Annotated in this window: 15 protein-coding genes; 5 read left to right on the forward strand and 10 right to left on the reverse strand. The window is 58.7% G+C overall.

Features of this window, described 5'->3' with window-relative positions; all coding sequences use genetic code 11:
* The first annotated feature begins 13 nt into the window (after positions 1 to 13).
* The 4 genes from WG78_RS15925 (at position 14) to WG78_RS15940 (ending at position 4331) form a co-directional block, all read left to right on the forward strand.
* Positions 14 to 1291: an AsmA family protein gene (locus WG78_RS15925; protein ID WP_161805133.1), complete on the forward strand. Its 1278-nt coding sequence runs from the start codon at positions 14 to 16 to the stop codon at positions 1289 to 1291.
* Between the two features lie 190 nt (positions 1292 to 1481).
* The gene (gene ygfZ / locus WG78_RS15930) at positions 1482 to 2468 is read left to right on the forward strand and encodes a CAF17-like 4Fe-4S cluster assembly/insertion protein YgfZ (protein WP_053938828.1); all 987 of its coding nucleotides are present in this window, start codon (positions 1482 to 1484) and stop codon (positions 2466 to 2468) included.
* A 109-nt stretch (positions 2469 to 2577) separates the two neighbouring features.
* The gene (gene fabI, locus WG78_RS15935; protein ID WP_053938829.1) at positions 2578 to 3360 is read left to right on the forward strand and encodes an enoyl-ACP reductase FabI; all 783 of its coding nucleotides are present in this window, start codon (positions 2578 to 2580) and stop codon (positions 3358 to 3360) included.
* A 161-nt stretch (positions 3361 to 3521) separates the two neighbouring features.
* The gene (locus tag WG78_RS15940; RefSeq protein ID WP_053938830.1) at positions 3522 to 4331 is read left to right on the forward strand and encodes a class II glutamine amidotransferase; all 810 of its coding nucleotides are present in this window, start codon (positions 3522 to 3524) and stop codon (positions 4329 to 4331) included.
* A 31-nt stretch (positions 4332 to 4362) separates the two neighbouring features.
* On the opposite strand, the gene WG78_RS15945 is transcribed toward WG78_RS15940, so the two are convergent.
* The 8 genes from WG78_RS15945 to rplM form a co-directional block, all read right to left on the reverse strand.
* A complete protein-coding gene (locus tag WG78_RS15945; protein WP_053938831.1) occupies positions 4363 to 5442 on the reverse strand; it encodes a hypothetical protein in 1080 nt (359 codons plus the stop codon).
* A 56-nt stretch (positions 5443 to 5498) separates the two neighbouring features.
* The gene (locus WG78_RS15950) at positions 5499 to 6089 is read right to left on the reverse strand and encodes a malonic semialdehyde reductase (protein WP_053938832.1); all 591 of its coding nucleotides are present in this window, start codon (positions 6087 to 6089) and stop codon (positions 5499 to 5501) included.
* A gap of 173 nt (positions 6090 to 6262) precedes the next feature.
* Positions 6263 to 6613: an iron-sulfur cluster insertion protein ErpA gene (gene erpA / locus WG78_RS15955; protein ID WP_053938833.1), complete on the reverse strand. Its 351-nt coding sequence runs from the start codon at positions 6611 to 6613 to the stop codon at positions 6263 to 6265.
* Between the two features lie 87 nt (positions 6614 to 6700).
* Complete coding sequence (locus WG78_RS15960; protein ID WP_053938834.1) at positions 6701 to 7096, reverse strand: bactofilin family protein; 396 nt, start codon at positions 7094 to 7096, stop codon at positions 6701 to 6703.
* Positions 7097 to 7098: 2 nt separating this feature from the next.
* A complete protein-coding gene (locus WG78_RS15965; RefSeq protein WP_161805134.1) occupies positions 7099 to 7737 on the reverse strand; it encodes a DUF6776 family protein in 639 nt (212 codons plus the stop codon).
* Positions 7738 to 7821: 84 nt separating this feature from the next.
* A complete protein-coding gene (gene argC / locus WG78_RS15970; protein ID WP_053938836.1) occupies positions 7822 to 8865 on the reverse strand; it encodes an N-acetyl-gamma-glutamyl-phosphate reductase in 1044 nt (347 codons plus the stop codon).
* 175 nt (positions 8866 to 9040) lie between these two features.
* Positions 9041 to 9433 carry a 30S ribosomal protein S9 gene (rpsI, locus tag WG78_RS15975; protein WP_053938837.1) on the reverse strand — a complete coding sequence of 131 codons (393 nt, stop codon included), beginning with the start codon at positions 9431 to 9433 and terminating at the stop codon, positions 9041 to 9043.
* Positions 9434 to 9443: 10 nt separating this feature from the next.
* Positions 9444 to 9872 (reverse strand): 50S ribosomal protein L13, encoded by a 429-nt coding sequence (gene rplM, locus WG78_RS15980; protein WP_053938838.1) that lies wholly within the window; start codon positions 9870 to 9872, stop codon positions 9444 to 9446.
* 358 nt (positions 9873 to 10230) lie between these two features.
* Between rplM and WG78_RS15985 the strand changes: the two genes are divergently transcribed.
* On the forward strand, positions 10231 to 10650 hold the full coding sequence (locus WG78_RS15985) for an OsmC family protein (RefSeq protein ID WP_053938872.1): 420 nt from the start codon (positions 10231 to 10233) through the stop codon (positions 10648 to 10650).
* 50 nt (positions 10651 to 10700) lie between these two features.
* Here the strand turns inward: WG78_RS15985 and WG78_RS15990 are convergent, their stop codons facing one another.
* Together WG78_RS15990 and coq7 are read right to left on the reverse strand one after the other, a co-directional pair.
* Entirely contained in the window at positions 10701 to 11561 is an 861-nt protein-coding gene (locus tag WG78_RS15990) for a formate/nitrite transporter family protein (protein WP_053938839.1), read from the reverse strand.
* Between the two features lie 151 nt (positions 11562 to 11712).
* Entirely contained in the window at positions 11713 to 12357 is a 645-nt protein-coding gene (gene coq7 / locus WG78_RS15995) for a 2-polyprenyl-3-methyl-6-methoxy-1,4-benzoquinone monooxygenase (RefSeq protein ID WP_053938840.1), read from the reverse strand.
* Positions 12358 to 12375 lie beyond the last annotated feature (18 nt).

Genomic DNA, 12375 nt, shown 5'->3' on the forward strand with positions numbered 1-12375 from the left:
AATAAAAAAACCTTTGATTATATTGATCATTTTTTTAGCATTTATTGCCGCATTGCCGATCATCGTGCCGCTGCAATTGTTTTCGGGCGATGCCACACGCCTGCTGCAGCGTATTACCCATAGCAATATCCAGCTGCAACAACTGGGTTTTGAATATTCGCCACGCCCTGCATTGGTATTACAGGACATCACCATTGATGGTGATCCGGCGATTGGCCATATCGAATATATCCGCGTACCGCTGACCATGTATAACGTGCTGCACTGGGGTCGTGATCTGCGTGAAGTGACGGTTGAGGGTGGCCACTTCAGCCCGCAGTGGGCGCTGCAATTGCCGCAAAAACTGCGGCCGCAAAGCGGCGAGGCCACAATCCACTTTGCTGATCTGCACCTCGTGCGGACCAGTATCGTGCGCAATAACGGCGAAGTGGGGCCGGTGGATGGCGTGCTCAAGTTTGATAGCGGCAGCAACCTGGCCGGTTTGACCGTCAGCGACAGCACGGGCCGCATGACGTTGGAAATCCTGCCTCAAGGCAGTGACTTCGCCACCACGCTCAACGCCAGCGGCTGGGATGTCCCGCTAGGCTACCCGGTGCATTTTGATAGCCTGCAACTGAAAGGTATTGCCAATCAGAATGGCCTGCAGATCACCGAAATCCATGGCGAGCTGTATAGCGGCGTGTTGTCGGGCACCGCTCGCGTGGATTGGACCGATGGCTGGAAGCTGACCGGCACCGTGCACGGCAGCAGCGTGCAGGCCGAGCCGCTAAGCAAACTGTTTAACCCCACCACGTTTGTTTCAGGCCGCATCGAAGGCGACGCCAACTTCAGCTATGCCGGCGACAGCTATCAAACGCTGCTAGCCACGCCGCAAATTGAATCGACCATGACGATCAAACAAGGCGCCATTCATAACTTTGATCTGATTGCACCGCTTAAATCGACTGTACCGGTGACCTACGCGCGCGGCGGCATCACCCGCTTTGATACGTTGACCGGTGGCATGAATATCGCCAATCACGTGGTGCTGTTTTCCAATGTGAAAGTGGATGCGGGCAAATTTGTGGCGACGGGTGCGATGAAAGTCGAGCCGGGCAACAAGCTCAGCGGCGGGGCGCAGGCCAGGCTGCAAGCAGGTGTGATTGCGGCGTCTTCGCAGATACGCATCGGCGGCAAGCTCGAAGCACCCGTGTTCCAAACCGGGGGCGCCTGGCGTCAGGGCCACGACGATGCGCTGGAGCAGGCCGACAAGGTGCAGACCAAAGAACCGCCTCCGCCCGCCGACGACTGACACCTGCGGCTGCCCATCTATCGTTCGGCAGCGAGCATCAACAGGGACACAAAATGCGCCGCACCGTCGGCGCATTTTTTATTGTTACGCGGCCCGGCATACGCTGGCGCGTGGACACATTGTTTTTGCGCCCTGTCAGCCCCATCTGATGGGGCAGTCTGACTATATATACATCTCGCGAGCGACCCCCATGAGCTGGACCGATACCGTTACCGTAGCGCCCTCCCCTGCAGACACCGCGCTTGCCGCACTCGACACCGGCTGCGTCATCAGCCCGTTAACGCAATTCGGCGTGATGCGCTTTAGTGGCGAAGAAACCATGACCTTTCTGCAAGGCCAGCTTTCCAGCGACCTGAGCAAGGTGGACGACGCCAGCGCGCAGTACTCAAGCTATTCCACGCCCAAGGGCCGCATGCTGGCCAGCTTTCTGATCTACCGGGCGCAGGGTGATTTTCTGGTGCAGATTTCCAGCGACTTGCAGCCTGCCATCCAGAAACGGCTGAGCATGTTTATTCTGCGCAGCAAAACCAAAGCATCCGACGCCACGGCCGAACTCGCTCTCATCGGCGTGGCAGGCCCGCACGCGGGCGCGTTGGTGGCGCAAGTAACAGGCGCAGCGTTGCCGGAAGCGCTGAAGGTAGCGGACTGGGATATGGGCGCGATCGTCGGCTTGCCGGGCGAACGTTACCAACTGGTGGTTAGCGCCGAGCAAGCCGCGGGCGTGTGGCAAGCGCTGGCTAGCGCCGGCGCGGTGAGCGTGAATGCCGATGTCTGGCGCCTGACCGAAGTGCGCGCGGGTACGCCGTGGATTACCGCCGCGACGCAGGAAGAATTTGTGCCGCAGATGGCCAATATGGAACTGATCGGTGCGGTCAGTTTCAGCAAGGGCTGCTATCCGGGCCAGGAAATCGTGGCGCGCACGCAATATCTGGGCAAGCTCAAACGCCGCATGTACCGCGTGCAAGTCCCCGCCACTGCGGTTGCCGGGCAAGAAGTATTCAGTCCGGAAATGAATGGCCAGCCGTCCGGCCGCATCATGCTGGCCGCGCCTGCTGCCGCAGGCCAGAGCGAGGCGCTGGTGGTGGTGCAGATGAGCTCGCTGGAGCACGGTCTGCATCTGGGCGCGCCCGATGGCCCTGCGCTGCAAGTGCTTGATCTGCCTTACGCCATCGGCTGATTCTTTCGACCGGGTCGAGTCCTTGTTAGTCGCCACCGGGCGCAGACGCGCCCGGTGCTTATAGTTTCGTCTATAATCGCGCGACTGAACGGATTAACAAGGAAACAGCATGGGCTTTCTGGCCGGCAAAAAGATTTTGATTAGCGGTGTTTTGTCCAATCGCTCTATCGCATACGGCATCGCCGAAGCGGCCAAGCGCGAAGGCGCTGAGCTGGCATTTACCTATGTGTCGGAAGATCTGAAACAACGCGTGGTCGATCTGGCTGCTGATTTTGGTTCGACGCTGGTACTGCCCTGTGACGTCGCAAGCGACGAACAAATCGACGCACTGTTCGTCGAGCTGGCCAAACACTGGGATCAACTGGATGGTCTGGTGCACGCTATCGGCTTTGCGCCGCGCGATGCGCTGAAAGGCAACTACCTGGAAGCCGTTACCCGCGAAAATTTCCATATCGCCCACGACATCAGCTCGTACAGCTTTGCCGCCATGGCCAAGGCCGCGCGTGGTCTGCTGGCCGATAACGCTTCGCTGGTGACGCTGTCCTACCTCGGCGCCGAACGCGCCATCCCCAACTACAACGTGATGGGTCTGGCCAAGGCTTCGTTGGAAGCCAACGTGCGTTATATGGCTGGCGCGCTGGGCGAACGCGGCATCCGTGTTAACGGTATTTCTGCGGGCCCGATCAAGACGCTGGCCGCTTCGGGCATCAAGGATTTCGGCACGCTGCTCAAGCGCGCGGCCGATGCCACGCCGCTCAAGCGCAATGTGTCGCAACTCGAAGTCGGCAATGTGGCGGCTTTCCTGATGTCTGATCTGTCGTCGGGGATGACCGGCGAAATCCTGTATGTAGATGCCGGCTTCAGCATCGGCGCAGGCGCACTGGGCGAATAACAACGCTCATTTGCATAAAACAACCCGGCGCCATGCCGGGTTTTTTTATATTCCTGACCGTGCACATATCGATACAGACCAGGGAATTCCCCGGGGTTTGCCGATGCCCATATCAGTCCCATAATGGAACTATCGCCCGAGAAAATTGCGGAACCGTCGTTATGTGCCAGTTACTGGGCATGAATTGCAATGTGCCTACCGATATCGTGTTTTCATTTGAAGGCTTCCGCCAGCGCGGGGGCCTGACTGACCATCATTCCGATGGCTGGGGCATCGCGTTCTTTGAAGGCGATGGCTGCCGCATGTTTCTCGATCATCAGCCGTCGGCGCTGTCGCCGCTGGCTGATCTGGTGCACAAATATCCGATCAAAAGCCGCAATGTGGTGGCGCATATCCGCAAGGCCACTCAGGGCGAAGTGTCTTTGGCCAACACGCACCCGTTTAAACGCGAGCTGTGGGGGCGTTACTGGCTATTTGCGCATAACGGCAATCTGACCGACCTGCCGCCGATGGCCAGCAGCCGCTTTCAGCCGGTGGGCACCACCGATAGCGAATATGCGTTTTGCTGGTTGATGGATCAGCTGGGATTGCGCTACCCCAGCAAGCCGCCGCTGGACGAATTGCACGCCACCATGGCGGCCTTGGCGGCAGAATTGGCCAAACATGGCACGTTCAACTTTTTGCTGTCGGATGGCACGGCGTTGTTTGCACGCTGCGCTACCGATCTGCATTACATCATCCGCCAGGCGCCGTTTGCGATGGCGCATCTATCCGATGCGGATGTCAGCGTCGACTTTGCGCGCTACACGCAACCGAGTGATCACGTCGCCGTGATCGCCACGCAGCCGCTGACGGATAACGAAAACTGGATTCGCATTGCGCAGGGTGAATTACTGCGCTTTGAAGATGGTGTGGTGCATCGGCTGACCAATGTTGCGCCTGCAGAACCGGTGCGCATACACGCCGCCTGATCGCGTCGACGCATTGCAAGCGGCGCGTGGATCAGGCTTCGTGCTGATGCAGTCTCAGCAGCGCATAGACATTGTCGTCAAAATACTCGCCGCGTTCATCGAGCTGGCGCAACTGGAAGGCCAGCTTCTCGGGCGTAGTTTGATTGGTGGCAAAGCGGTCGCGCACTTTTTTCATCGTCACCGCGCGCGCCACAATCTGCGCCCGCCGCGCTTCCACTTCTTTGCGTTCGCGCCGGAAGGCGGCCAGCGACAGGTGCAGCCAGATCATCATTGGCACCGCCACCCACCACCACTCCATAAACAGCGCGCTGACGGTAATCAGCACCAGGATCAGATACCAGACCTGATCGGCTTGTTCGAATTCCGGAATCCACACCGACAAGGTCGGCCAGCGGCGTGACATGCTGGCCAGGATGCGCGCATCTTCCGTCGCATCGCGCTTTTTACGTGCCAGCGCGGCATCCAGCACGGTTGTAACAAACCACTGCGAGACCAAACGTGTCTGCAACCAGGGCGTTTGCAGATAGGCTTGAATGCGTTCCTGTAATTGCTGGCGGAATTCCGGCGTCACCAGCGGCGGCACCATTTCGGAAAACGTCTGCGCGGCGGCATGCTGCACCAGCAACGGGTAACCAGCCACATCGACCAACGCGCGGCGGCGTTCAGCCAGTACGCCTTCCGGCACCGGGTGCTGCGGATGATCCAGCCGCACATAGTGGCGCAACAACACTTCCAGTCGCTCAAAGTTGGGCACCTTGCCCGGAGTTTCCTGCATGGCCTGGCGCATGCGGCCGAGCTCGGCGCGGATTTCTTTGGCAATCGGCTCGGCCTCGGGCACCCAGGCGTGCTGCAATAACGATTCCACCTTTTGCAGGCTGTCATCGTAATAGCGGAAATAGGCTTCATGAAAACGCCCGAACTCTTGTTCGTCGCGTGTTTTGTCGCCCGTCACCAGCGGCGCGGTCGGCGGTGCGCGACGCAGGTCGACCAGCACCCGCGTCACCATGGAATCGAGTTCAGGCGCAATACCGGCCGCGGCAAACAACGGGTCTAGCTCGTGCTTGCGTCCACGCCAGTCTTCCAGCGCCTTCCATACACTCCAATCCGCCATCTTGCTTTTGTTCTCCAGGGCATCATCGCCCGCTTATAGACGGGCGCTGCTGCATGCTACTCGATACGGCACGCTTCTGCGAAGTCCAGCCGCGGATTACGTGGATGCAGTTTGCTGTTTTCGCCATAACCCAGGTTGATCAGAAAATTGGATTTCCAGCTGGTGCCGGCAAAAAACGCCTCATCCACCACGGCATTGTTAAAACCCGACATCGGACCGCAATCCAGGCCCAGCGCCCGCGCCGCCAGAATCAGATACGCGCCTTGCAACGAGCCGTTGCGAAACGCCGTCGCATCAATCAGCGGCTGATTGCCGGCAAACCAGCTGCGCGCATCGGCCTGCGGAAACAGCTTGGGCAACTGGTCATAAAACGCCATGTCATGCGCCACGATGACGGTGACCGGCGCTTGCAGGGTTTTGTCGAGATTGCCTGCCGATAACGCGGGCTTCAGTTTCTCTTTGGCGGCCGCCGATTTCACAAACACAAAACGACCGTGGCTACCGTTGGCCGAGGTCGGCGCCAGTTTCAGCAAGTCGTACAGCTGATGCAGCAATTCGTCGCTAACCTCGCGCGGCTGCCACGCGCTGTGCGTCCGGGCGTGATTGAACAATTGGTCCAGAACATCTTGCGAAACGGCTTGAGTCACGATCTGTTTTCCTGGTGGTTATTCAAAGGAAAGCCACGCCAGCACGGCGGCTTGCCTGGCATGATAAAGGCGATTGCGCAGCCGGGCCAGGCCGCGCTACGGGCAACAAAAAAGGAAGCACATGGCTTCCTTTTGATGCTGCAGACAGGGGGCCAACGCTGTGGCCATCGGTATTACACCGAGAACGAAGAACCGCAACCGCAGGTAGACGTGGCGTTCGGGTTCTTGATGGTGAACTGCGAACCTTCCAGGCTTTCAACGTAATCGATCTCAGCGCCGACCAGATACTGGTAGCTCATCGGATCAACCAGCAACGTCACGCCGCTTTTCAGTACCGCGGTGTCGTCTTCGTTGGTGATTTCGTCAAAGGTAAAACCGTACTGAAAACCGGAACAACCACCGCCCGTCACGAACACACGCAGCTTCAGGTCCGGATTGCCCTCTTCCTCGATCAGCTCGCGCACCTTGCCGGCGGCAGAATCAGTAAACACAAACGGGCTCGGCATTTCGGCTACCGCATTCATGGCTAGCTCCTGAAAATAGTTGACTAAACTAGTGGGATTATCCGCGCGCTGGTCTGTGCGGTCAATTCCCCAGGCGGCTACCGCTGGTCAGGCCTCGGCCTTCGGCTCCGCAGTTTCCAATATCTGGGCGCCTGCCAGCGGAATCAACCGGCCTTGCACCACAGCGCCCGGATGCATTTCCAGCGTCTTGTAGGTCAGATCGCCGGTGATGCGCGCTTTGGCTTGCAGCTCCACATACTGGGTCACCTCAATCGGGCCCACCACTTCGCCGTTCAGGATCAGATGGCTGGTGCGCACGCCGCCTTCGATGCGGGCCTTTTCGGACACCACCAGCGTGGCATTCTTCTCGTCCACGGCGCTCAGATTGCCGCGCACCGTGCCGTCTACGCGCAAACCGCCTGCAAAGGCCAGATCACCGGTCACAACCGAACCTGCCCCGATCAGGCTATCAATGCGCTGACTCCCTTTTTTATTCTTGAACACGTTTAAACCCCTCCCGGTTTTTTCTGGCATTGCGCCAGGCTGGCGCGCGTGTCTTTGATTCCCAGCGTGGCCTCGAAAGCATCCGGCTCCACGCCGGCAGGCAAGGTCAGATCGCCTTCAAAACGCTGGTAATGTTTGACACGAACAGGCTGCGACGGCATTTCAGTGCGCGCCGTCTTGCCATTGTTTTTGGTGAGTGCGGTCAGCGTAAGTTGGCCATCAAATTCGGGGGCTTGATTAACGCCCTGCACCACCAGCAAACGGTAGTGCCACAGGCCTTTGCCCGCCGCATCGAATTCGCACAGCGCGAAACTTACCTGATGCGCGCGGTCATTGGTCGTCAGTAAAGTCTCAAAGAAGGCCAGGCTTTCGCGGCTGCGCGCCAGATCTTGCTGGGCGTCGGCCAGATCGGAGGCCAGGGCGGCGCGGGCGGATTCGGTAATCTGCAATTGCTGCGCCTGCGCGGCCAGCTTGTTATTGGCTTCGGCCAAGGCGCTGGCATTGCGCATCAGCGCGGCGGCTTCACTGCTGACACTGGCGCGCGCCTGCGCCTGGCCACTGCGCAAACCATAGGCGATGCCCGCGAGCAGCGCGCCGCCCATCAGCAGCACCACCACGCCATAGCGGCCGAGTTGGCTCATCCAGGTTGGATTCGGGCGCAGCGCCATCGGCACCGCCGTGATGCGGGCACGGCGGGCGCGATAAAAACGTCGCAACGGCATCGGTTACGGCAGCAACGGCACGATATCCAGGCCCTGGCGTTCGGGCAGGCCGAACATCAGGTTCATCACCTGCACGGCCTGTCCCGAAGCGCCTTTGACCAGGTTGTCCTCAACCACCAGGATCACCAGCAGATCGCCGTTACCGGGGCGATGCACCGCAATGCGCGCGATGTTGGAGCCGCGCACCGAACGCGTTTCCGGCGTGCTACCTGCAGGCATCACATCCACAAACGGTTCGTGGGCAAAGCGTTCTTCGAACACTTTCTGATAATCCACATCACGGCCTTCCGGCAGAATGCGCGCGTACAGCGTGGAATGGATACCGCGAATCATCGGCACCAGATGCGGCACAAAGGTCAGGCCCACTGGCTTGCCATGCACTGCCACCAGGCCTTGGGTAATTTCGGGCAGATGGCGATGGCCTTTAACGCCATACGCCTTGAAGTTGTCGCCCGCTTCGGCCAGCAGCGTATGTACTTCGGCTTTGCGGCCCGCGCCGGATACGCCGGATTTGCAATCGGCGATCAGCGTGCTGGCATCAATCCATTGCTTACCGCCTTCCAGCAACGGCAAAAAGCCCAGTTGCACGGAAGTCGGATAGCAGCCAGCCATGCCGACCAGGCGCGCTTGTTTGATGGCCTCGCGATTGACTTCAGGAAAACCGTAGACGGCTTCAGTCAGCAGATCGGTACAGCTGTGTTCCATGGCGTACCACTTCTGGAACTCAACCGGATCTTTCAGGCGGAAATCCGCCGCCAGATCGATCACTTTGACGCCCGCGTCCAGCAGCTCGCGCGCTTGCGCCATCGCGACACCATGCGGCGTGGCAAAGAACACCACATCGCATTCTTTAAGATTGGCGTCTTCCGGAGTAGAGAACGAGATGTCGATCCAGCCGCGCAGGCTGGGGTACATGTCCGCTACCGGCATACCGGCTTCTTTGCGCGACGTCACGGCGGTGACTTTGGCGCCCTCGTGGCGCGATAACAAACGCAGCAGTTCAACGCCGGTGTAACCCGTACCGCCAACAATGCCAACTTTGATCATGCGTAATTCTCCACCAGGGACCGTAAGACAGAGCGCAATTCTAGCAGACAACGTGAGGCCGTCTTACACGCTTGTCCCATGCAAACATCCACCCGGATGACCGCCTGAAGCATAAGCGGCACCGAAAAACAAAAAACCGCCACAAGTGGCGGTTTTTTTGGCAAAGCCCCAGCGATTAACGCTTGGAGAATTGCTTGCGACGGCGGGCTTTGTGGAAGCCGACCTTCTTACGTTCAACTTCACGTGCATCACGGGTCACGAAGCCTTGTGCCTTCAGTGCCGGCTTGAAGTCAGCGTTGAAGTCGATCAGGGCACGGGTGATACCGTGGCGCACTGCACCGGCTTGACCGGTTTCACCGCCGCCAACCACGTTCACGAGAATGTCGAACGATTCGAGGCTTTCGGTCACTTGCAGCGGTTGACGAACAACCATGCGGCCGGTTTCGCGAGCGAAGTATTGGTCGAGCGGCTTGCCGTTGACCACGATTTGACCGGTACCCTTAGCCAGGAACACACGAGCAACTGCGCTCTTGCGACGGCCGGTACCGTAATAGTATTTACCTACCATTGGTCGATCCTTAGATATCCAGAACTTGGGGCTGTTGAGCGGAGTGCGGATGCTCATTACCGGCGTACACCTTCAGCTTTTTCAGCATGGCGTAGCCCAGCGGACCTTTCGGCAGCATACCCTTCACAGCCATCTCGAGCGCGCGGCCCGGGAATTTGGTCTGCATCTCAGTGAAGGTGCGTTCGTAGATACCACCCGGATGGCCGGTGTGACGGTAGTAAATCTTGCTGGTTGCCTTGTCACCGGTCACGCGCAGTTTGTCTGCGTTTACCACTACGATGTAGTCGCCCGTATCGACGTGCGGGGTGTATTCGGCTTTGTGCTTGCCACGCAGACGCTTGGCGATTTCAGCCGCGAGACGACCCAGCACTTTGTCAGTGGCGTCAACGACTAACCACTCGCGCTTAACCTCGTGCGGCTTGGCAGAAAAGGTTTTCATAACTGCACGTTCCACATTTTTGATTTGGAGAAAGTCGCGGATTTTATCTGGTATTTCAACGAAGTGTCAAACACAAACCAGGATAAAAGCGGGATTGATGCGGATTCGGCAAAAAAAACGCAACCTGTCGAAAGATTGCGCTGAATTCCACCAAAGAAGGAGGATGGAGGAGACAACGCCGAAGCCAGCTTCAGCGTCGTAACCTCAGCCTAAGCCAGCGTCATGCCATAAGCAAGTTCTTTTTGTGCGCCGCACCAAACGCGCGTTTGAGCGCTGGCGTGCCCTGCAGCCCGGCGCAGCGCTTGGGAAAGCGGCAGCGCAAGCGGTAGAATCGCGCCACTTACAGGAGATAACCACAATGAAAACGCGCTTGAAATGGGTCGAGAATGTCAGCTTCCTGGCGCAATCGGGCTCCGGCCATTCGGTTCTGATGGACGGTGCGCCGGAAGGCGGCGGCAACAATATGGGCCCGCGCCCGATGGAACTGGTTTTGATGGGCACAGCGGGCTGCACCGCTTACGACGTGATCCATATCCTTAAAAAGAGCCGCGCGGACGTACGCGATTGCACCGTGGACGTGGACGCCGACCGCGCTGATGAAGACCCTAAAGTGTTTACCCGGATTCATTTTCACTTTGTGGTGACGGGCAAAGCGCTCAAGCCTGAAGTGGTGGAACGCGCGATCAAGTTATCTGCGGAAAAATATTGTTCGGCTTCGATCATGCTGGGCAAGACCGCCGAGATCACGCATGACTTTGAAGTCATCGAAGCCCACTAATACAAAAGGCCCGCAGCGAGATCACGCGCGGGCCTTTTTGCAGCATCAGTTTAGTGCGCCATATCGGGCAGGGCGCTCGACGCCGCGCCATTGACCACTGCGTCGACCTCTTCAGCCGGGCGCACGCGCGCTTTGGTATAGATAAGCGCATACGGCAACCCGATCAGCAACGCGCCGCCCACAATATTGCCTAACGTGGCGGGAATCAGGTTATTCCACACCATTTGCGTCAGGCTGATGTCCGCGCCCGCCATCACGGCCGCCGGCAGGATAAACAGATTGGCAATACTGTGCTCCATGCCCAGCGCCACAAACGCCATCACCGGAAACCAGATACCAAGCATGCGTCCAAGCGTGTCTTTCGCCGAATAACCCTGCATCGCGGCCACGCACACCAACAGATTGGCCAGCATGGCCTTCACAAAGGTCATCCAGAAGGGATGTGATACTTTGCCCATCGCCAGATGGATCAGATAAGCCGAAGAAGTGTCCGAGGTAATCAGATGCGTTTGCAGGCCGAACAGCCACGCCGTGATGATCGCGCCCACCATATTGCCCACATAAGACACCAGCCAGAAGCGGCCCAGCGCGGCGGTATTGATATGGCGTTGCCAAGCGCTGACCATGCCTGCCGCGCAATTGGACGTAAACAAATCGGCACCCGTCAGCGTCACCGCAATAAAGCCCAGCGGAAACACCGCGCCAAACAGTAATTTAACCAGACCCGGATCGCTGGCGGCCAGGCCCGGCGAGCCTGCCGCGCACTCCAGCGCCAGCAGCGTGCCCAAGCCGATGAACATGCCTCCCAGCACTGCCATCAGCCCCAGTTTCCAGATCGGCATCGTGGCTTTCTCGGTGCCCGTATGCGCCATCGCTTCAACAATTTCAGCCGGACTACGTAGTTGCGACATGATTACACCTGCAAGTCAGATCAGAATGACGTGCAGTTATACGCGCAAGCAATGTGGCAAAAGTGTGAAGAAGTGCCGTTATGACAACTACATAAATCCGCGATTGATCCAGATCAATTTCTGACAGGCATCCGGCCGCAAACCCGCGTGTTTACAGCCGATAAGACAACGAGGTCATCAATTTCGATGTAGTGGTCATCAACGTGCGTACCGGCGCTGGCAACGGTGCGCCACCCAGGTCTTCGGCCAGGACGGCGTGGGTCATTTCATCGGTATGCATCTGCGCCACTACCGCACGGCTCTTGCTGTCTTGCGGCGGCAGGGTGGTCAGGTGCGATTGCAGATGTGCGCCCACCTGGCGTTCGGTTTCGGCCAGAAAGCCCAGATTCCAGCGGTCGCCGATCAAACCGGCCGTCACGCCCATCGCCAGGCTGCCTGCGTACCACAGCGGATTAAGCAGGCTGGGACGGCTGCCCAGTTCGGTGATGCGTTGCGCGGTCCAGGCCAGATGCTCGACTTCTTCGTGCGCCGCATGTTTTAGCGCCTGGCGTGCGGCCGGGTCCCGCGCCGTCAGGGCCTGCCCCTGATACAACGCTTGCGCACACACTTCACCGCTGTGATTTACCCGCATCAAACCGGCCGCGTGGCGTTTTTCTTCGGCCGTCATTTCGGCTTCATCGATATGCGCGTCCGGGTGCGGACGTTCGCTGATGGCCGGGGCGGCCAGCGTGCGCAACACGGTATCGAATTCAGCCACAACACGGTCTAGCGACGGCAGTTTGAGAGTAGGCAGCATGGTGAGGGATCGCTCCGC

It is taken from the genome of Amantichitinum ursilacus, assembly GCF_001294205.1.
GTDB lineage: Bacteria > Pseudomonadota > Gammaproteobacteria > Burkholderiales > Chitinibacteraceae > Amantichitinum > Amantichitinum ursilacus.